This window comes from Nonomuraea sp. NPDC005983 (assembly GCF_040614375.1).
In the GTDB taxonomy this organism is placed as follows: Bacteria; Actinomycetota; Actinomycetes; order Streptosporangiales; family Streptosporangiaceae; genus Nonomuraea.
In genome coordinates this window covers 1-18,316 of record NZ_JBEXUP010000167.1, presented here as the reverse complement: position 1 = coordinate 18,316, position 18,316 = coordinate 1, and the positions used below count along the sequence as shown (strand labels likewise).

20 protein-coding genes and 1 pseudogene are annotated in these 18,316 nt (G+C 70.4%); 11 read left to right on the top strand and 10 right to left on the bottom strand.

Features of this window, described 5'->3' with window-relative positions:
• Positions 1 to 250: pseudogene (locus tag ABZ297_RS40960) on the top strand (oxidoreductase); the annotation flags it as partial.
• A 30-nt stretch (positions 251 to 280) separates the two neighbouring features.
• Here ABZ297_RS40960 and pdhA read toward each other — a convergent pair.
• The 6 genes from pdhA to ABZ297_RS40930 form a co-directional block, all read right to left on the bottom strand.
• Positions 281 to 1,357 (bottom strand): pyruvate dehydrogenase (acetyl-transferring) E1 component subunit alpha, encoded by a 1,077-nt coding sequence (gene pdhA / locus ABZ297_RS40955; protein WP_355357931.1) that lies wholly within the window; start codon positions 1,355 to 1,357, stop codon positions 281 to 283.
• Positions 1,358 to 1,532: 175 nt separating this feature from the next.
• Positions 1,533 to 2,162, bottom strand: a complete 630-nt coding sequence (locus ABZ297_RS40950; RefSeq protein WP_355357928.1) for an alpha-ketoglutarate-dependent dioxygenase AlkB — start codon at positions 2,160 to 2,162, stop codon at positions 1,533 to 1,535.
• Positions 2,163 to 2,675: 513 nt separating this feature from the next.
• The gene (locus tag ABZ297_RS40945; RefSeq protein WP_355357925.1) at positions 2,676 to 3,743 is read right to left on the bottom strand and encodes a hypothetical protein; all 1,068 of its coding nucleotides are present in this window, start codon (positions 3,741 to 3,743) and stop codon (positions 2,676 to 2,678) included.
• A gap of 5 nt (positions 3,744 to 3,748) precedes the next feature.
• Complete coding sequence (locus ABZ297_RS40940; RefSeq protein ID WP_355357922.1) at positions 3,749 to 4,747, bottom strand: hypothetical protein; 999 nt, start codon at positions 4,745 to 4,747, stop codon at positions 3,749 to 3,751.
• Positions 4,748 to 4,854: 107 nt separating this feature from the next.
• A complete protein-coding gene (locus ABZ297_RS40935) occupies positions 4,855 to 5,217 on the bottom strand; it encodes a DUF2203 domain-containing protein (RefSeq protein WP_355357919.1) in 363 nt (120 codons plus the stop codon).
• Positions 5,218 to 5,227: 10 nt separating this feature from the next.
• The gene (locus tag ABZ297_RS40930) at positions 5,228 to 5,908 is read right to left on the bottom strand and encodes a GntR family transcriptional regulator (protein ID WP_355357916.1); all 681 of its coding nucleotides are present in this window, start codon (positions 5,906 to 5,908) and stop codon (positions 5,228 to 5,230) included.
• A gap of 92 nt (positions 5,909 to 6,000) precedes the next feature.
• Here ABZ297_RS40930 and ABZ297_RS40925 point away from each other — a divergent pair, with 92 nt between their 5' ends.
• Both ABZ297_RS40925 and ABZ297_RS40920 read left to right on the top strand, forming a co-directional pair.
• A complete protein-coding gene (locus tag ABZ297_RS40925; protein ID WP_355357913.1) occupies positions 6,001 to 7,323 on the top strand; it encodes an MFS transporter in 1,323 nt (440 codons plus the stop codon).
• 73 nt (positions 7,324 to 7,396) lie between these two features.
• Entirely contained in the window at positions 7,397 to 8,344 is a 948-nt protein-coding gene (locus ABZ297_RS40920; protein WP_355357910.1) for an SPFH domain-containing protein, read from the top strand.
• Between the two features lie 134 nt (positions 8,345 to 8,478).
• On the opposite strand, the gene ABZ297_RS40915 is transcribed toward ABZ297_RS40920, so the two are convergent.
• Positions 8,479 to 9,774, bottom strand: coding sequence for an MFS transporter (locus ABZ297_RS40915; RefSeq protein ID WP_355357907.1), 1,296 nt, complete (start codon positions 9,772 to 9,774; stop codon positions 8,479 to 8,481).
• A gap of 195 nt (positions 9,775 to 9,969) precedes the next feature.
• On the opposite strand from ABZ297_RS40915, the gene ABZ297_RS40910 reads away from it, so the two are divergent.
• The 4 genes from ABZ297_RS40910 to ABZ297_RS40895 all read left to right on the top strand — a co-directional run bounded on the left by ABZ297_RS40910 (position 9,970) and on the right by ABZ297_RS40895 (position 12,440).
• Positions 9,970 to 10,737 carry a hypothetical protein gene (locus ABZ297_RS40910; protein WP_355357904.1) on the top strand — a complete coding sequence of 256 codons (768 nt, stop codon included), beginning with the start codon at positions 9,970 to 9,972 and terminating at the stop codon, positions 10,735 to 10,737.
• Between the two features lie 262 nt (positions 10,738 to 10,999).
• Positions 11,000 to 11,455: a hypothetical protein gene (locus tag ABZ297_RS40905; protein WP_355357901.1), complete on the top strand. Its 456-nt coding sequence runs from the start codon at positions 11,000 to 11,002 to the stop codon at positions 11,453 to 11,455.
• Positions 11,456 to 11,533: 78 nt separating this feature from the next.
• On the top strand, positions 11,534 to 11,968 hold the full coding sequence (locus ABZ297_RS40900; RefSeq protein ID WP_355357898.1) for a nitroreductase family deazaflavin-dependent oxidoreductase: 435 nt from the start codon (positions 11,534 to 11,536) through the stop codon (positions 11,966 to 11,968).
• A 103-nt stretch (positions 11,969 to 12,071) separates the two neighbouring features.
• Complete coding sequence (locus ABZ297_RS40895) at positions 12,072 to 12,440, top strand: PH domain-containing protein (RefSeq protein ID WP_355357895.1); 369 nt, start codon at positions 12,072 to 12,074, stop codon at positions 12,438 to 12,440.
• 34 nt (positions 12,441 to 12,474) lie between these two features.
• On the opposite strand, the gene glgA is transcribed toward ABZ297_RS40895, so the two are convergent.
• Positions 12,475 to 13,647 carry a glycogen synthase gene (glgA, locus tag ABZ297_RS40890; protein WP_355357892.1) on the bottom strand — a complete coding sequence of 391 codons (1,173 nt, stop codon included), beginning with the start codon at positions 13,645 to 13,647 and terminating at the stop codon, positions 12,475 to 12,477.
• 156 nt (positions 13,648 to 13,803) lie between these two features.
• Between glgA and glgC the strand changes: the two genes are divergently transcribed.
• A complete protein-coding gene (gene glgC / locus ABZ297_RS40885; RefSeq protein WP_355357889.1) occupies positions 13,804 to 15,039 on the top strand; it encodes a glucose-1-phosphate adenylyltransferase in 1,236 nt (411 codons plus the stop codon).
• On the opposite strand, the gene ABZ297_RS40880 is transcribed toward glgC, so the two are convergent.
• Both ABZ297_RS40880 and ABZ297_RS40875 read right to left on the bottom strand, forming a co-directional pair.
• Entirely contained in the window at positions 15,040 to 15,186 is a 147-nt protein-coding gene (locus tag ABZ297_RS40880; RefSeq protein WP_355357886.1) for a hypothetical protein, read from the bottom strand.
• Positions 15,183 to 16,076: an MBL fold metallo-hydrolase gene (locus ABZ297_RS40875; RefSeq protein WP_355357883.1), complete on the bottom strand. Its 894-nt coding sequence runs from the start codon at positions 16,074 to 16,076 to the stop codon at positions 15,183 to 15,185. Before ABZ297_RS40875 ends, ABZ297_RS40880 begins: the two co-directional genes overlap by 4 nt.
• A gap of 82 nt (positions 16,077 to 16,158) precedes the next feature.
• Here ABZ297_RS40875 and ABZ297_RS40870 point away from each other — a divergent pair, with 82 nt between their 5' ends.
• The 3 genes from ABZ297_RS40870 to ABZ297_RS40860 all read left to right on the top strand — a co-directional run bounded on the left by ABZ297_RS40870 (position 16,159) and on the right by ABZ297_RS40860 (position 18,314).
• Positions 16,159 to 17,031 (top strand): LysR substrate-binding domain-containing protein, encoded by an 873-nt coding sequence (locus ABZ297_RS40870; RefSeq protein ID WP_355357880.1) that lies wholly within the window; start codon positions 16,159 to 16,161, stop codon positions 17,029 to 17,031.
• 271 nt (positions 17,032 to 17,302) lie between these two features.
• Positions 17,303 to 17,602: a hypothetical protein gene (locus tag ABZ297_RS40865; RefSeq protein WP_355357877.1), complete on the top strand. Its 300-nt coding sequence runs from the start codon at positions 17,303 to 17,305 to the stop codon at positions 17,600 to 17,602.
• A 373-nt stretch (positions 17,603 to 17,975) separates the two neighbouring features.
• Complete coding sequence (locus tag ABZ297_RS40860; protein ID WP_355357874.1) at positions 17,976 to 18,314, top strand: hypothetical protein; 339 nt, start codon at positions 17,976 to 17,978, stop codon at positions 18,312 to 18,314.
• The last annotated feature ends 2 nt before the right edge of the window (positions 18,315 to 18,316 follow it).

Below are 18,316 nucleotides of genomic sequence, written 5' to 3'. Positions count from 1 at the left end.
CGACGGCGGCGCCACCTGGCAGCCCGCCGCCACCCCGCCGCCCGCCTACCGGTCGGGCGTCACGTGGGTGCCCCACCTGCCGTTCGCGGCCGTCGCGGTCGGCCCGTCGGGGAGCGACGTGACGTACACCGGCGGCAGGACGTGGCAGACGTTCGACACCGGCTCCTTCGACACCGTGTCCTGCACGCCCGACCTGGCCTGCTGGGCGTCCGGCGAACAGGGCAGGATCGCCCGCCTCACCCTTCGCTGACTCCTCGGCCCGGCCTTCCAGGTCGGGCCTTCAGGACTCGAACTGGTCCAGGTAGCCCGCGTACCACGCCTGCTCCTGTTCGAGCGGCGCGTGCTTGTCGGCGTAGACATGGCGGAAGAGGTCGTCGACCGAGGGGTCCGGCAGCGCGACGACGCCCTGACGCAGTTCGAGAGCCAGCCGGTCGCCCTCCTCGTCGACCTCCGCGAAGAAGGCGTCGTCGGCCAGGCCCTCGCGCAGGAGAAACGACCTCATCCGCTGGATCGGGTCCCTCTTCTGCCAGACCTCCAGCTCTTCGGAGGGCCGGTAGCGCCCAGGGTCGTCGGACGTGGTGTGCGGCCCCATCCGGTAGGTGAAGGCCTCGATGAGCATCGGCCCCCCGCCGCTCCGGGCGCGGGCCAGCGCCGCTCGCGTCACGGCCAGGCACGCCAGCACGTCGTTGCCGTCGACGCGGACGCCCGGAATGCCGAAGCCGTGAGCACGCTGGTACAGCGGCACCCGGGTCTGCCGCTCCGCCGGCTGCGAAATGGCCCACTGGTTGTTCTGGCAGAAGAACACGACCGGGGCGTCGAAGACCGCCGCGAAGTTGAGCGCCTCGTTGACGTCGCCCTGGCTGGCGGCGCCGTCCCCGAAATAGGCCACGACGGCGGAGCCCGCGCCGTCCATCCGTACGCCCATCGCGTACCCGACGGCGTGCAGGGTCTGGGAGCCGATGACGATCGTGTACAGGTGAAATCCCGTTTCCTCCGGATTCCACCCGCCGTGGGTCGTGCCGCGCACCAGGCCCATGAGGCTCACCGGCTCGACCCCGCGGCACCACGCCACCCCGTGCTCCCGGTAGGACGGGAACGCGTGATCACCTGGTTCGAGCGCGCGCCCCGAGCCGATCTGGGCGGCCTCCTGCCCGAGGCAGGGGATCCACATGCCGAGCTCGCCGAGGCGCTGAAGGGCGAACGCCTCCCGGTCGATCCGGCGCACGAGCGCCATGTCCCGGTACAACCCGCGGTACTGGCTCTGGGACAGGTCCACGTCGTACTCGGGATGTTCGACCCGCACCCCGTCGGGGGTGAGTAGTTGCACGAGCCCGTCATCATCGACCTGGTGCCGCACCTGCTCTCCTCTCTGACCCAGCCAAGGATTCCCACGCACACGACGCGACGGTCCCGTCGCGTCGTGTGTGATCGTACGAGCAAGCCCTTGTGCGGACGTGCCCCGGCCCGGCCTTCGTGATCGAACGGGGACCCGGATCAGGTGCGCGGGTGAGCGCGAGACCCGGCCTGGCCGGTCAGCGGACCCCGCGCGGCCGGAACTGGATGCTGATGCGGGGCCCTGTGGGGCGGGCGGTCTTCGGGACGGCGTGCTCCCAGGTGCGCTGGCAGCTTCCCCCCATGACGATGAGGTCGCCGTGCCCCAGGTCGTGGCGGATGGAGTGGCCGCCGCCCCGGGGACGCAGCAACAGCGGCCGCGGGGTGCCCACCGAGATGATCGCGACCATGGTGTCTTCGGTGCTGCCCCGTCCGATGGTGTCGCCGTGCCAGGCCACGCTGTCGCGCCCGTCGCGGTAGAAGCACAGCCCCGCCGTGCGGAACGGCTCGCCCAGCTCCTCGCCGTAGTACGCGTTGAGCGCCGCCAGCGCCTCGTCGAGGGACGGATCGGGCAGCCGCTCACCCTCGTCGTAGAACTTGAGCAGCCGCGGGACGTCCACGACCCGGTCGTACATGCGCCGCCGCTCCCCGCGCCACGGAACCCCCTCCGCCAGCCGGTCGAACAGCGCGTCGGCACCGGCCATCCAGCCCGGCCTGACGTCGATCCACGCTCCCTGGCCGAGGTACGTCCGGCGGACCGTCGAGGCGAGCGGCCCGACGGCCGGCTCCTCATCGAGGTCCAGCAAAGATGCTTGGAATACAGCCGTCATGCAGGCGATACTACGCCCTTCTTCAAACACCCATTCGAGTGCCCCTTGAAGACGGGAAGTCACCGGCGCGTCCGGGCCTCGTCCGCCAGCCAGGCGCGCTTCGCCGCCCGGGTTCATGGGGGCAAAGCAACCGTTCGGTCTGCGCGGCACGCAGTTCGTACAGACCGAACGATCGCCCCCACGGCACAAGTATCGGTCACGGTCCGCATCCGACACAGCTCTCTCCGGAATTCGGCCAGGTAGATATATACGGGAGGCCAGGCGGAGCAGCTCGTCCGCTGGATTCGCCGCTCTCGCGCGCAACAGGAGGCTCGCGCGGGCGACTCTGGCCCCAAGGTGTCCATCTCGGGCACGACCATGCTGGTGCGCCTGCAGTGCGCGGACCGCCCTGCCGGGTGGGGTTCGTCCCGCCCGGTACGCGGACCGTCCCGCCTGGCATGGGCCGGTCGTCGGCTGCGTGGGGGCGGGCGGCGGGGCTCCCCCCGGCTTCGCCGCCCGCGCGGCGGTCGTCCGTCAGCCGCCGCAGGCCGCGAAGACGAAGGTGTCCTTCAGGAAGGCGTACCTGTCGCGCTGCCTGACCGCTCCGGTCTCCGTGTCGATCTGGACGATCGTGATCGTGGAGCCCTTCTGGAGGTGCAGGGTGACCTGGGTCTCGCCCGTCCAGTCGACCATCATCAGGTCCCCGGCCGGGAGCTTGATCTTCTTGCGGGTGACCTGGTCGGTCTGCATGTCCCAGAGGACCAGTTCGGGCTTGCGGGAGCGGACGACGTTCGCCACCGTCCTGCCGTCGCCCGACAGGGCCTGCGGGCCGTTCGCCGAGACGACCTGCGGCGGGGTGGCCTTCAGGAGCCGCTCGCCGGTGTCGCTGTAGGCCGTCAGGTCCGTCACGGACTCGCCGCCGTCGGCGCTGGCCAGCAGTTCGCCTCCGTCGGCGCTGAAGCCGAGCGGAGTCTCCTCCGCCGGCACCGTGCCGAGCAGCCGGCCGGTGGCGGTGTCGAAGAGGCGGGTGGCCTTGGGCTTGTCGCCGCCCAGGGCGGCGGCCAGCTTGGCGCCGTCGTCCGACATCTTGAGCGTCACGTCGTACTGGGCGACGCGCGGCAGCGCGTCCTTGGCCAGGAGCTTGACGCCGCCCCCCAGCGTCCGGACGGCGAGCCGGCCCGACTTGGTGAAGTAGGCGACGCTCCGGCCGTTGCCGCTGACGGCGATCGGCGCGGCGTTGTAGACCGCGGGCTTGCCTTTCGCGTCGAGGGCGGTGGTCTGGGCGTCGGGCAGCAGCCGCGTCATGCCGTCGTGCATGACGAGCCGCCACTTGCCGCACGGCTTCGGCGCGCCGTCCTTCGTCGAGCAGCCCTTGATCGAGGCGTACCGGATGCTGTCGTGTCCGTGGTGCGCCTCGGTGGCGGCCGCCGCTGAAACCCCCGTCTGCCGAGCCGCAGGCGCCGCCACGAACCCGGCCCGTCCAGCCGCGGGCGCCGCAACGGCCTCACCCGTCGTGGAGGCCGAGGCGGGCGAGACGCCCGCGGACGCCGTCGCGATCGCGGTCAGCCCGGCGGCGACGGCCATGGTGATCTTGGTCTTCATGTCCTTCACTCCCCCGCCAGGACGTGGGCGTACCTGTTCTTGCTGATGGTGAACCGGTCGGTCTGCGTGGCCGCGCCGGTCTCGGTGTCGACGGTGAACTCCCGTACCACCGCCGTCGTCTCAACCTCGTCCGTCTGGACGTAGGCCGTGAGCTTGCCGTCTGCTCCCCACTGGACGTGATACGGCGTCTCGTCGGGCTTCAACGCGAGGTCGACGCCCCCGGACAGCTCCCCGGTCCGCAGGTCGTACGTGCGCAGCCTCGGCCGCTTCTTCCGGTCGGGATCGCCCGAGACGACCACGGCGACCGTCTGCCCGTCGGCGGCCAGCGCGAGGGTGGCGGCGTTCGCCACGACCTGCGGCGGCGTACGCACGACGGAGGTGCCGTCGAGCCGGTACGCGACCTCGGCGATCGTGTTGTCCGTGGGGTTGCGATGTGCCAGGACCTCGTCACCGTCGGCGCTGAAGCCCTCCGGCGTGTCCCTGCCGGGGATCTGGACGACCTTGCCGGTGGCGAGCGTCAGCACCTGGCTGGGCACGCGGTCGGCGTCGTCCGCGCAGTCGACCAGCACCTTGTCGCCGGACGGCGACACGTAGACGGTGAGATCGTCGTTGCCGCACCCCTTCGGCACCAGGGATCTGGGCAGCTCGCGGACCGGCCCCCCGGCCACCGGCCTGACGACCAGCCGGTGGTCGCGGGCCCGCTCGTAGACGACGGTGCGGCCGTCGCCGCTGAGGGCGAGCGCGCCGGGCTCCGAGACCTTGTGGCCGCGGTGGTCGGTCGTGGTGGGCGAGGCGTCGCGCAGGACGGTCGTGCGCCCGTCGCGCAGGACGAGCTGCCAGTGCCCGCAGGGGCGGTTCAGGTCGCTCTTGCCGGCGCAGGACTTGATCCACGCGGCTCTGGCCGCGGGCGGGCCCGTCTGGGCCTGGGCGGCGCTGGGTGGGATCCCCAGCCCGCCGATGACCGCCGCAGCCAGGAGCGCGGCGGACACTGAGGTGTGCCTCATGGCGGTGATCCTTTCGCTCACCGGGTTAGACCCGTGCCCGCCGTGACCAGTTGGTCACAGGTCGGCCACGGATCCGGCACAACCAGGTGGCGATCGGCTGCGCGGCGCTAGGTGAGCGGGCGGCGTCCAGAGAAGCCCAGGTCGGCGCGGTGGTACCAGGCCAGCTCCGGCTCGCCCTCAACCCAGCAGAGCAGGACCGGCACGCCCTCGCGCACGGACGGGAAGTCGAGCAGAACGGGCGCGATGCCCTTCACCGCGATGCCCTGCTGCTGCCAGCCGCTGATGATCTCCTGGATGCGGGCTTCGAGCGCTTTGAGCTCGGGGATGCCGCCGAGAGCCGACGAGCCGGTGTTCTCGCGGTCGACGGAGATCTCGCGCAGGTCGGCGCGGGCCGCGACCAGCTCGCCGACCTCCACGATGATCGCGGGCATCAGTGCGCGGGCCTCGTCGGGTGTGAAGGTCCTGGCCATGCGGGGAACGTTAGCGGTTCGGCTCGTAGGCGCGGACGAGAAGTTCCTCGGCGTCGTCGAGATAGGCGGTGAGGAAGGCGGCGGCCTCCTCGTGGCGTCCGGCTTCGAGAAGTTCGAGTAGTTCGTGGTTACGGTCGACGAAGGGCTCGTGCAAGGTGCGCGGGTTCTTCATGACGTGGAAGACGAGGCGCAGCTCCGCCAGCAACTGGCGCATCGCCTCGTCGAGCCTGGGGCTGCCGTTGAGCGCGACGAGGGCCTGGTGGAAACGGATGTTCGCGGTGCCGACGCTCTGCCAGTCGTCCTCGGCCGCGGCCCGCTCGGCGGCGGCGACCGCCTCCCTGATCACGGCCAGCACCTGCTTCGGCGCGCTGCGCCGCACGGCCGCGCCCTCGATCACCCGGCGCACCCGGTACAGGTCCGCCACGTCCTCGGCCGACAGGATGCGGACGAAGACTCCCCTGTTGAGCCGGTGGTCGAGCAGGCGCTCGTGGCCGAGCAGCCGAAACGCCTCGCGCAGCGTGTTGCGTGAGACGCCGAGCGCCTCGGAGATGGCCTCCTCCGACAGGCGCTGACCCGGCTCGAAGAAGCCTTCGCTGATGCGGTCGCGCAGGATGTCGGCCACCCGCTCAGCCGTGCTGCTACGCCCCAGCCGACCACGGTCCTGTTCGAGACCAGCAACGCCGTTGTCCACATTCGACAGCGAATCATCGAACAAACCTCTTGTCGAATTGTTCAACGATCCTTACGTTGAAGAAGTCCCCCTCTCGTCAAAGGAGCGATCCGATGCCCGGCTCCCCCCAGCAGACCCGGCGGGTGATCCTCGCCAGCCTGATCGGCACGTCCCTGGAGTGGTACGACTTCTTCCTCTACACCACGGCCGCGACCCTGGTGTTCGGCAAGCTGTTCTTCCCCACCTTCGACCCGCTGAACGCCACCCTCCTGGCGTTGACCACCAACGCCGTGGCGTTCGTCGCCAGGCCCCTGGGCGGGATCGTGTTCGGCCATTTCGGCGACCGCGCGGGACGCAAGACCGTGCTCGTCGTGACCCTGCTGGTGATGGGCGTCTCGACGTTCCTCATCGGCGTGCTGCCCGGCTACGACAGCGTGGGCGCCGCCGCGCCGATCATGCTGGCCACGCTCCGGTTCGTGCAGGGTCTCGGGCTCGGCGGCGAGTGGGGCGGCGCGGTGATCATGTCGCTGGAGCACGGCGGCGACCGCCGGCGCGGCTTCAACGCGAGCTGGCCGCAGGTCGGTGTCCCGGCCGGGTACGTGCTGGCCACCGGGCTGCTGGCGATCCTGTCGTTCTCGCTGTCGGACGCGGCGTTCCTGTCGTGGGGATGGCGGGTGCCGTTCCTGCTGTCGGGCGTGCTGGTGCTGGTCGGCCTCTGGGTGCGGCTACAGGTGACCGAGTCGCCGCTGTTCGCCGAGGTCGCGCGGCAGGGCGCGAAGGCGCGGATGCCGCTGGTCGAGGTGCTGCGGACGCACCCGCGAGCCCTGCTCTCTGCGTTCACCGCGCGCATCGGCGTGGACGTGGCCTTCTACATCTTCACCGCCTACATCCTCGTCTACATCACCGGGCAGCTGAAGCTGGAGCGCTCGGTCGGGCTGAACGCGGTGCTGATCGCGTCCGCCCTGCAACTGGTGCTGATCCCGTTGTTCGGCGCGCTGTCGGACCGTGTCGGCAGGCGGCCGGTGTATCTGGCGGGCGTGGTGGGCGCGGCCGTGTGGGTGTTCGCGTTCTTCCCGCTGCTCGACACCAGGTCGGTCCCGCTGATCGTGCTGGCCGCCGTGGTGGCGCTGGTGACGCACGCCGCGATGTACGGCCCGCAGGCCGCGTTCATCGCCGAGCTGTTCAGCACCCGGCTGCGCTACAGCGGCGCGTCCATGGGCTACCAGGTGGCCGGGATCGTCGGCGGGGCGCTGGCGCCGATCATCGCGCTCAAGCTGTTCGACGCGTACGGCACCACGCTCGCGGTGTCGCTGTACGTGGTGGTCGCCCTGGCCGTCACGGCCGTGGGCCTGGCCATCGCGCCCGAGACCCGCGACCTCGATCTCACCTCCGAAGATCTCACCTCCGAAGAGCAGGAGCCGCAGCGCGGCGCCTGACCCCCGTCCCGCACGTATCGCCGCGAAAGCCGCGGGCGGCGGCTGCCACCGCCGCCCGCGCGGGAGGTCCCCCTTGACACGTCTGAGAATCGTCCTGCTCGTCGTCGCCGTGCTGGCCGCGATCCCCACGCTCGTCGGGGCCGTCGGCGGGCTGCGGAGCACCGAAGGCGGCGAGGTCGCCGTGATCCGCGACGGCGGCCTGTTCGACGACAACCAGGTCCGCCAGATCATCGACCCGGGCTCGGCCCTGACCTGGACCGGCATGTGGTCGTCCAGCCACTCCTACCCGGCGCAGCAGCGCTTCTACACGATCACCGCCGACGCCAAGCGCGCCACCACCCTCGGCGTCGACGTGGTGACCGTGCCCAGCAGCGACGGCGTGAACCTGGGCATCGAGGGCACGCTGTACTTCACGCTCAACCTGGACCACGAGACGCTGAAGACGTTCGACGACAAGTACGGCACCCGCACCTTCCGCGCACAGGACAACCGCTCGCTCTCCCCATGGGACGGCGACGACGGCTGGACCGCCTTCTTCGGCCAGGCGGTCCGTCCGGTGGTCGACAACGCGCTGCGCACCCAGCTCGGCGCGATGCGCTGCGCCGAGCTGGTCCCGTCCTGCGGGCTGCTGAAGCAGCCAGGGGCCGCCGCCAGGGCGGGCGACAGCAACACGAACATCACCAAGGTGCAGGACGGGGTCAACGCCACCCTGGCCCGCGACCTGCCCCGGACGCTGGGCGGCGACTTCCTCACCGGGCCGCGCTTCACGCTGGTCAAGGTCATGCTCCCGGCCGAGGTGCAGCAGGCGGTCGACAGGTCGCTGGCCGCCGACGCCGCCGTCTCGGAGGCCCAGGCGCGGGTGGCCGAGGCCAAGGCGGAGGCGGACGCGAACCAGGCCAGGCAGGACGGCTACGACAAGTGTCCGGCCTGCGCCGAGATCGACAAGCTGAAGTCCCTCCCCCAGGGCATCACCGTGTACGCGCCGGGCAACCCGCAGTCGGTCGTGATCCCCTCGCGCTGACAACCGCGGTCCCCACGCGGTCCCCACGCGCCGAGAACCCTGCGCCAGCGGTCGACGACGCGCTGCAGGACACGTTCCTGGCCGTGTGGCGCTCGGCCGGACGCTTCACCGGCGGCACCGCGCTCAACCGGCTGTCAGGCCGCGACCTCCGGTGAGGCGGCGCGGGACGTCCGCCAGCGGCCCTTGTAGGCCGCCATCGACAGCAGGAAGACCACCTGGCCGGCCAGGGCGGCCAGTAGCCAGGCGCCCCACCCGCCGGCCTCGACCACCAGCGGCGAGACGACCAGCAGCGCCACGACCATGACCCTGACGACCATGCCCCAGATGCCCAGCGCGGCGCCCTGGAGGCGGGAGTCGACGTCCTCGGCGTCCTCGGAGAAGTTCGCCATCCAGGGCACGTAGGCGACGCCCAGGAACAGGAAGAGCAGCGCGTAGACGAGCGTGACGTGGGTGGGAGAGACGTCCTCGCCGATGAGGCCGACGAAGTAGCCGAGTGTCGCGATCGTCAGGACGGTGCCCACCGCGGTGAACGGCTTGCGCAGCTGCAGCCGGTCGGAGGCGCGGCCGACCACGATGACGGCCAGCGCGTTCAGCACGATGCCGAGCGCGACCACGCCGTTGGCGGCGGCCGTCTGCATCTTGAACGTGCTCGTCAGGATCGTCTGGCCGAAGATGGCGAAGGTCCAGTAGAGGACCTGCCAGCCGGTGTTGCCGAGCACGTGCGCCCACAGGTGCGGGTGCCTGAACAGCTCCCTGAGCCTGCCGGGGTCGATCTTCTCCTCGGCGCTGACCGCCGACTCGGCCTTGAGCACCTGTGCCCGCAGCGCCGCGGACGGCTCGGCGACCTGCCAGATGATGATCGCGCACAGGACGAGCGAGACGACTCCCATGATGATCGCCTGTGACTGCCAGCGGTCGCCGAACAGCGGCAGGGTGAGGCCGGCCAGCGCGGAGGCCAGGAAGGACGCGCCGACCGGGCCCCACGTCCAGAAGGCGAACGCCTGCGCCCTGCCCATCCGGGGCGAGAAGTCACGCACCAGCGACGCGGTGATCGTGATGCCCGCGCCCTCGATGAACAGCATCAGGCAGCGCACGGCGAACAGCCCGCCCACGGAGTCGACGGTGGCGAGCAGGAAGTTGCAGGCGGCGGTGACCGTGAGCGTGGGCACCAGGATGGTGACGCGCCCCCACCGGTCGGACAGGATGCCGCCGAACGCGGCCGACAGCCCTCCCACCAGCACGGACACCGCCGCGATCTGCCCGTAGACCGTGAGCGACATGCCCAGGTCCTTCATCAGCAGGGGAAGGACGGTGGCGATCGTGGTCTCGAAGTTGGCCACCAGACTCGCCAGGACGGCGATCGCCAGCAGGCGGATGCGGCGCGCGCCCACCGGGTAGACGCTCAGTTCGCGGACATAGAACGGCTTCATTCCCATCCTCCGGGGACGGTGTTTGACTGTCGCTCTAGAACGCGTTTCTAGTTGCTGTTGAGTTTGCCGTTTTGTGTCGATAAGTCAACGTTTTTGCCTATTACAATGTGATCTCGGTCACACCCCGCGCGTTGTGATTGAAATGCTGCCATTTCAACTAACGCCGCAGGCTGAATGGGCATAAACTGCGCGGCTGTGAGCCTGCCTGTACGTGAACGCGCCCCCCGGCCGGGCGGCGGTCGCCACCGCCGTCCCGTGCCCACCTCCTTGCCTCCGGACGCCCCCATGCTCGTGCTCGCGGCGCCGGGCAGCGCCGAGGGCGTGGCGGCCGAGATCGCCGCCGTGGTCCGGGTCGACAACCCGCAGATCGAGGTGCGCCTGTCTCCGGTCGACGAGCTGGCCGACTCGCTGCCCTCGGGGCGCGACGCCGTCGTGGTGCCGCTGCTCACCTGGGACGATCCGGCCGTGCTCGCGGCCATCGGCAAGGCCGTCGCGGCCAGCGGGTCGGGCGCGGTCGTCACCGAGGCGCTCGGCCCTCACCCGCTGCTCGCGGAAGCGCTGCACATCAGGCTCGCCGAGCGCGGCCTGGCCAGGGCCGACCGGGTCCGCCTGCTGAACGTCTCCAGCCCCGTCGACGCCGTCATCCTCGTCACCGTGGGCGGCGAGCGCGCCGTGCACGGCGTCCAGGCCACCGCGGTGCTGCTGGCCTCCCGCCTCACCCTGCCCGTCGTCGCCGCCTCCCTCGACAGCGAGCCCGGCGTGCAGATGGCCGCCCAGCGGCTGCGGGCCGCGGGCGCACAACGCCTGGCCATCTCTCCCTGCCTCATCGGCCACGAGGCCCCTGCGGACCTCGTCCAGCAGGCCGCCGCCGCGATCGACGCCGGCCACGCCGAGCCACTCGGCGCGCACAGCGCGATCGCCGACCTCGTCGCGCGCGCCTACGGAAGCCAGCTCGCGTCCTGACGGACGCCTGAACGTCCGGGCCACCGCAACCTCTCGGAGGCCCGGACACCCATCAGGTCAGAGAGCGGCCGTGCTCTCGCGGACGATCAGCTCGGTGGCCAGGCCGACTTCGACAGCGGAAGGGCGTCGAAGCCCACCACGCTGAGGTCTTCCGCCCCCCGCAGACCCGTCGGCGAACGGCCTGGGGGGTGACACGGCGCGCGTACCCCGGGATTGTCGGTGGTGGCCCCTACGATGAGCCTCCTCACGGAGGGATACTCAGATGCTCGACTCGCTGATCGTGCCGCTGTTCGTCACCACCGACCTGCCGCCCCGGGCAGACCTGGCGGAGTTCGGCGAGCTGCTCGCCGAGACGGCCCGCGCCCTCGGCCATGACGATGCGAGCTACGACGGGTTCCTGGCCGGCAAGGTCTTCTGGCTCGACCGTCCGGTGCTGCCGCGGCAGCGCCCCGCGGCGGAGGCGGAGCTGCGCTTCGCCGCGATGCTCGGCTACCTCGCCGCCTCCGGCCCCGGCCACACCGCGCGCGGCGTGGTGGCCGACGTCCGCCGGGCGGTCTGCGCCGCCGTCACGTCCCGGTACGGCGACGTGGGCGTCTCTCCGGCGGTGTTCGCGATCCGCGACCGCGACATCCGCGAGCGCACCCCCGACTCCGCCGTCTCCGTCGGCACCCGCGACGCCGCCAGGGAGCTCGTCAGCGTGACCCGCCCCTACCTGTGAGCGCTCGGCAGGGTCAACTTCTCGTACAGATCGGCCTGCGCACCAGAGTTGTCCCGCTGCAGCGGGTAGTTCCTGAGAATGCTTTACGGCAAGGAACACGTGCGCCGCTACCGCGAGACCGACGGGCGCGAGGGGCATGACTGGAACAACACCACGGTCCTCCTCCTGACCACCAAGGGGCGTAAGTCGGGCAAGTCCTATACGACGCCGCTCATCTACCAGAAGCACGGCGACAACTACATCGTCGTCGCCTCCAAGGGAGGCGATCCCCGCCATCCGGAGTGGTACCTCAACCTGAAGGCCGATCCCGAGGTGGAGGTGCAGGTGAAGGGCGAGAAGTTCAGAGCCCGCGCCCGCACGGCCACCGACGAGGAGAAGCCCGAGCTGTGGGGGCTGATGACGCGGACGTGGCCCGACTACGACGAGTACCAGCACAAGACCGACCGGGAGATCCCGGTCGTCATTCTGGAGCCCATCCGGGAGAGCGGTTCAGGAGCGGCACCTTCGGGGTGAGCACCTTCGGGGTGAGGCCCTTCTCATGGGGCCCCGAACCGGCCGCACGGAGATCTAACCGTCATGGCGGAACGCTCCGGGCGGCCCGGTTCGTTCTGCTGGCATGGCTGACATCCCCTACGACCGGAAAGAGCAGCTCAAGCAGATCGAGAGCGGGCTCCTGCCGGGCGAGCAGATCATCGCCGTGTACGACGCCATCGGGGCGGGCACCGGGTTCCTCGGGCTGACCGACCGGCGGGTGATCGTCCAGGACAAGTCGTTCGTGGGCAAGCGGATGGCGATCACCAGTATCCCCTACAGCAAGATCTCCGCGGTGAGCGTGGTGAGCAACAAGTCGCTGGCCGGCGGGTTCTTCTCGTCCGGCTCGATCGCCGTGCACGTCGGGACGCACACCTACGAGGTGGACTTCCGCGGCGACAACAAGGCGCACCACGTCCACAACGTGATCTTGCACTACATCTCGCTGAGCTGACCGCCCCCAGCCCGGCGGCGGCCGCCGAGCCGGCTCAGCCCTGCAGCGAGGCGTACAGGTCCATCGTGCGGCGGGCGACGCTCTCCCACGAGAAGTGCTCGACGGCCCTGGCCCGGCCGGCCACGCCCATCGCGCGTGCCCGCGCCGGGTCCGCCAGCAGGGCGTTGACGCGTGCCGCGAGATCGGCCTCGAAGCGGGCCGGGTCGTGCGGGGTGCCGTCGGCGGCCTGGTCGATGGGCACGAGCAGGCCCGTCTCGCCGTCGGCGACCACCTCGGGGATGCCGCCCGTGGCCGTCGCCACGACCGGGGTCTCGCACGCCATCGCCTCCAGGTTGACGATCCCCATGGGCTCGTACACCGACGGGCAGACGAACAGGGCGGCGTGCGTGAGCAGCTGGATGACCTCGGGCTTGGGCAGCATCTCGGAGATCCAGCAGACGCCGTCGCGGTCGAGCCCCCTGACCAGCTCCGTCACCTCGGCGGCGATCTCCGGCGTGTCAGGCGCTCCCGCGCACAGGACGAGCTGGGCGCCGGGGTCGAAGGAGCGCGCCGCGTGCAGCAGGTGCACCAGCCCCTTCTGCCGGGTGATCCGCCCCACGAAGATCACGTACGGCCTGCGCGGGTCGATGCCGTGCTTGTTGAGGACGTCCTCGCCGGGGTCGGGGGCGTACTCGGCGGTGTCGATGCCGTTGTGGATGACGCTCACCCTGCCCGGGGAGATCTCGGGATAGGCGGCGAGCACGTCGCGCCGCATGCCCTCCGACACCGCGATCACTGCGTCGGCCCCGGCCAGGGCGGTGCGCTCGGCCCAGGACGAGATCGTGTAGCCGCCGCCGAGCTGCTCGGCCTTCCACGGGCGCAGCGGTTCCAGGCTGTGCGTGGTGACGACGTGCGGGACTCCGTGCAGCATCTTCGCGACGTGCCCGGCGAAGTTGGCGTACCAGGTGTGCGAGTGGACCACGTCCGCGCCCTCACAGGCGGCGGCCATCTCCAGGTCCACGCCGAGCACCTGCAGGGCCGCGTTGGCCGACTGCAACCCTGCGGGCACCCGGTAGGCGCTGACGCCCGGCTCGTCGCGCTCGCCGCCGAAGCACCGGACGCGGACGTCGGCCAGCCTCCGCAGCTCCCGGGCCAGGTACTCCATGTGGACTCCGGCCCCGCCGTACACCTCAGGCGGATACTCCCGGCTGAGCAGATCAACACGCATGACACGACCTTACGATCAGCGCACGCATCCGGGACACATCACCGAGCAAACGTCTGACAACGCTCGATCCGCCCCACCCGTACAAAGGGGACACAACGGGAGAGTATCGGGCGAGGATTCGTCGATAGATCGGCCAATTGAGGGTAGCGTCTGGGCATGAGGTCGCGGAGGGTACTTGCGGTCGTGCTGGCAGGTGGAGAAGGAAAGAGGCTCATGCCGCTCACTGCGGACCGGGCCAAACCCGCGGTGCCGTTCGGCGGGATGTATCGGCTGATCGATTTCGTCCTGTCGAACCTGGCGAACGGCGGCTTCCTGAAGATCGTCGTGTTGACCCAGTACAAGAACCACAGCCTCGACCGCCACGTCTCGCGCACCTGGCGGCTGTCGGCCATGCTCGGCAACTACGTGACTCCGGTGCCCGCGCAGCAGCGGCTGGGCCCGCGCTGGTTCTCGGGCTCCGCCGACGCGCTGTTCCAGAACCTGAACCTCATCTATGACGAGATGCCCGAGCACGTCATCGTGTTCGGGGCCGACCACATCTACCGGATGGATCCCCGGCAGATGGTCGAGCAGCACGAGGACTCCGGCTCCGACGTCACGGTCGCGGCGATCAGGCAGCCGCTGTCGCTGGCCGACCAGTTCGGTGTGATCGAGACCGACCCGCAGGGGCGCAGGATCGTCGCCTTCAGGGAGAAGCCGAAGGACGCGGTCGGGCTCGCCGACTCACCCGACGAGGTGTTCGCCTCGATGGGCAACTACGTGTTCAAGACCCAGGCCATGATCGACGCGCTCCGGGAGGACGCCCTCGACCCCACCAGCAAGCACGACCTGGGCGGGAACATCATCCCGATGATGGTGAAGTCCGGCGGGGCCGACGTGTACGACTTCGCGAACAACATCGTGCCGGGGTCGAGCGAGCGCGACCGCGGCTACTGGCGCGACGTCGGCACCCTCGACGCCTACTACGAGGCGCACATGGACCTCATCTCCGCGCACCCGATCTTCAACCTCTACAACGACAAGTGGCCGATCTTCACCGGGCACGACCCGCTGCCTCCGGCCAAGTTCGTGCACAACGAGGGCGACCGGGTGGGCCGGGCGCTCGACTCCCTGGTCTCGCCCGGGGTCATCGTCTCGGGAGGCACGGCGAGCCGGTCGATCCTGTCGCCCAAGGTGGTCCTGCACTCGCACTCGCTGGTCGAGGACTCCGTGCTGATGGAGAACGTCAAGATCGGCAGGGGTGCGATCGTGCGCAAGGCGATCATCGACAAGAACGTGGTGATCCCCGACGGCGCCCGGATCGGCTTCGACCTGGACTACGACCGCACCCGGTTCGCGCTGACCAGGGGCGGGGTCGTGGTGATCGGCAAGAACGAGATCGTCGACCGCTGATCAGCGCGACAGGCTGAGCAGCCGGTCCACCGGAGTCCTGGCGTGGTCGGGGCCGACGGGCCGGTTGAAGAGCATCGCCTGGTAGTAGCCCGGCGCGAGCAGTTCCAGCAGCGTCGGCGGGTGCTCGCCGCGTTCCCGACGCGTCACGCGTGCTCCGCACAGAAGCAGCCGACGCCCTTCTCGATCCACCCCTGCCCGGCCCACTCCGGGTGCCGCCGGATCATCAGCGCCTCGACCTCGGCGACGATGGTCTCCGTGCTCATCGCCGAGTCACGCCGTACCCAGGTCTCATCACGCAACAGCTCAAGATAGTCACGGACGTCAACGAGCACCTGCGGGCCGGAAATATCGCCGTGGCCCGGCACCACCACACGCGGGTCGGTGGCGATCAGGCGGCGCATCACCTCGATCCACCGCAGTCCCGAGACGTCGACGTCATACGGCGGGAACCACGGGAAGATCGAGAACTGGCCGGCCTCGACCAGATCACCCGTGAACAGGACACCAGCGTCGGGGACGGTCACCACCTGGTCACCCTTGCTGTGAGCGCGCCCCGTGGCACGCATCCGCACGACCCGGCCGCCCAGGTCGAGCTCGTACGTGTCGTCGTAGACCGCGTCCGGCGTGGCCAGCTCGACGCCTTCCAACTGCCGCGCGACCGGCGTGCCGAGGCCGCGGAACATCTCCAGATAGCCTGGCCCCTTGCCGGCGAGGTCCGCGGCCTGCGCGCCGTTGACAAGGTACGTCGCCTCGCCCGCGAAGACCTGCGCGCCGAACGCGTGCTCGGGGTGGAAATGCGTCGTGGTCAGGTACAGCTTGCGGCCCTTGGCGTACTCGGAGGCGAAGGCGAGGACCTTCTCAGCGTTACGCGGCCCCATGCCGGTCTCGACGACCAGCACGGAGTGGTTGCCGCCGATGACGCCGATGTTGGGCACGAGCTCGACCCCGCGGTTCGGGATCACCACCAGGTCGCGGCCGAGTTCCTGGACCTGTCTGATCTCGACGACCGGCTCGTGGGTGAGAGGTTCGGAAGACATGATCCGACTGTCCCGCGGACGCGCGGCCGGCGTCCAACACCGACCGCGCACCCCCGATGCCGCATGGGTATCATCGCCGTTCATGGAGTTTCGGCTGCTGCGCTACTTCGTCGCCGTCGCCGAGGAACGACACTTCGGGCGAGCCGCGGCCCGGCTGCACATGACGCAACCACCGCTGAGCCGGGCCATCAGGCAGTTGGAAACCGACCTGGGTGTCGTGCTGCTGCATCGTTCGGCCACCGGCGTCGAGCTCACTGCCGCCGGAGCCGCCCTGTACACGGAGGCCGGCACCCTGCTGGAACAGGCCGAGCAGGCACGCACCCGAGTGACGGCGGCGGCCGGCGCCGTGACACTCACCGTCGGCACGCTCGCCGACGGCGCCGGGGAGGCCGGCACCCGCCTGGCCGCGACATTCCGCCGCCACCATCCCGAGGTCTCGATCCGATTCCGTGAGGCGGACTTCACCGACCCCACCACCGGACTGCGCAACGGGCTGGTCGACGTGGCACTCACCCGATCACCCTTCGACGACACCGGCATCAGCATGCGCATGCTGCGCTCCGACCAGGTCGGGGTCGTTCTGCGCACGGACGACCCACTCGCCGGCCGCGGCCCCCTCCGCCTGGCCGACCTCGCCGATCGCCCCTGGTTCCAGCTGCCGGACGGCACGGACCCGATCTGGCGCGCCTACTGGAATGGAGCGACGCCTGTCGGCGAACGCCCCGCCGGCCTGGTGGTACGCACCGTCAACGAGTGCCTCCAGGCCGTCCTCTGGAACGGTACGGTCGGTATCGCGCCCCTCACCCACGCCCTGCCCGACGGGCTGACCTTGGCGCCTCTCACCGACATGCCCCCGAGCCCCCTCGTCGTCGCCTGGGCGACCGCGCGGGAGAGCCCGTTGATCCACTCATTCATCCAGATCGCCGTCAACACGTACCGGTCGGCGCGGACGTAGTTCGAGTTCGTGTACCCCGAGACGGCGGCCACACCGTCCCGAGCCCGTTCTCCGCTCCGGTACACCACCGCCGCCGGCCGCCGCAGCCGGTAGCCCCGATGCATGGGCTGCTGAACGCGCACACGCGGGATTGTCGGAGGCGGCTGCTACCTTGCCCGCATGTACACGCGCGTGCCGTTGACCGGCGGCGACCCGCCCCGGTGAACGGCAGAAGCGCCACGCTCCCGGCAGGGTGACCGGGGGCCATCCACGCCGAGCAAGAGAGGGCACCGTGCTTCCCGACCTTCGCCAACCCCTGATCAGACAGCTCGCCGAGTCGGGCGAGCCACGGCGCCACTGGCGGGCCGATGACGAGGACGGCGGGGTGTGGCTGTTCGAGAGCGTCGAGGGCGAGGGGGAGCACTGGGCGATCCGGCAGATCGAGGTCGACAGCCGGCGGGGCGCCCACCGGTACTGGTGGGCTCACCTGCAGGACGAGCACGGCTTCCTCACAGACCAGCCGCTGGAGATCTGGGAGCTGACCGAGATCAGCGAGTCGGCATTCGAGGCCGTCTGGGAGGCCATTGCGTGACCCATGGTGTCATCCCAGGCCAAGAGGGTACTGCCTAGGCCACGGGGGAAGTCCGTCTAGAGCTGATCACGACCGGAGAGCGACGTACGGGGGGACCTGTTGTCCCTGTCGTGTCCGAGCGCTCGGGTCACGTCCGCGCGACTCGGATCACCGGCCTGACGTCACACGTCGGTGCGCGGCCTGGGCAGGTGGCTTGCGGGCCGCCGGGTGAGGAGGCACCGGGCTCGCGTCGCGCGGCTTCGGGTGCGTCCGCGTGCTCGTGTGGCTCGCGTCGCGTCCGCGCCGCTCGGTCGGGGTGGGTGTGAGGCTGTGCGTGGTCGCTGGACGTCCGCCGTCCACGGGGGACGAAAAGCTATCAGCCATGTGAGGACGCATGAGCATCAAAACCGACAAGCTCGCCCGCATGCTCGGGATGGTCAGCCTCGCGCTGGGCACGGCGCAACTGACCGCACCGAAGAGTGTCAGCCGCCTCAGCGGGGTCGGCGACTCCCGCCTGGCCCGGGAGACCACTCGGCTGGCCGGCGCGCGCCAGCTGATGCACGCCGCGACGCTGCTGGGCAGCCGCAGGCCGGGGCCGTGGGTGTGGTCCCGCGGGGCCCGCGGCGCCAAGTCCACGGCGCACCACGGCAAGAGCCAGGCCGCCCTCCCCCACCCGCACACCCCCAGGTCAGCGCGGTCGCAGATCAGAAAAACCACGGGGTGGGGAAAATAGTT

Bases quoted from the DNA above. Each gene is read 5' to 3' on its own strand.
- ABZ297_RS40945 (WP_355357925.1), bottom strand. From the start codon at position 3,743: ATGAAGACCAAGATCACCATGGCCGTCGCCGCCGGGCTGACCGCGATC.
- ABZ297_RS40905 (WP_355357901.1), top strand. From the start codon at position 11,000: ATGCTCGACTCGCTGATCGTGCCGCTGTTCGTCACCACCGACCTGCCG.
- glgA (WP_355357892.1), bottom strand. From the start codon at position 13,647: ATGCGTGTTGATCTGCTCAGCCGGGAGTATCCGCCTGAGGTGTACGGC.
- ABZ297_RS40940 (WP_355357922.1), bottom strand. From the start codon at position 4,747: ATGAGGCACACCTCAGTGTCCGCCGCGCTCCTGGCTGCGGCGGTCATC.
- ABZ297_RS40950 (WP_355357928.1), bottom strand. From the start codon at position 2,162: ATGACGGCTGTATTCCAAGCATCTTTGCTGGACCTCGATGAGGAGCCG.
- ABZ297_RS40870 (WP_355357880.1), top strand. From the start codon at position 16,159: ATGGAGTTTCGGCTGCTGCGCTACTTCGTCGCCGTCGCCGAGGAACGA.
- ABZ297_RS40935 (WP_355357919.1), bottom strand. From the start codon at position 5,217: ATGGCCAGGACCTTCACACCCGACGAGGCCCGCGCACTGATGCCCGCG.
- ABZ297_RS40900 (WP_355357898.1), top strand. From the start codon at position 11,534: ATGCTTTACGGCAAGGAACACGTGCGCCGCTACCGCGAGACCGACGGG.
- ABZ297_RS40875 (WP_355357883.1), bottom strand. From the start codon at position 16,076: ATGTCTTCCGAACCTCTCACCCACGAGCCGGTCGTCGAGATCAGACAG.
- ABZ297_RS40895 (WP_355357895.1), top strand. From the start codon at position 12,072: ATGGCTGACATCCCCTACGACCGGAAAGAGCAGCTCAAGCAGATCGAG.
- ABZ297_RS40860 (WP_355357874.1), top strand. From the start codon at position 17,976: ATGAGCATCAAAACCGACAAGCTCGCCCGCATGCTCGGGATGGTCAGC.
- glgC (WP_355357889.1), top strand. From the start codon at position 13,804: ATGAGGTCGCGGAGGGTACTTGCGGTCGTGCTGGCAGGTGGAGAAGGA.
- ABZ297_RS40925 (WP_355357913.1), top strand. From the start codon at position 6,001: ATGCCCGGCTCCCCCCAGCAGACCCGGCGGGTGATCCTCGCCAGCCTG.
- ABZ297_RS40915 (WP_355357907.1), bottom strand. From the start codon at position 9,774: ATGAAGCCGTTCTATGTCCGCGAACTGAGCGTCTACCCGGTGGGCGCG.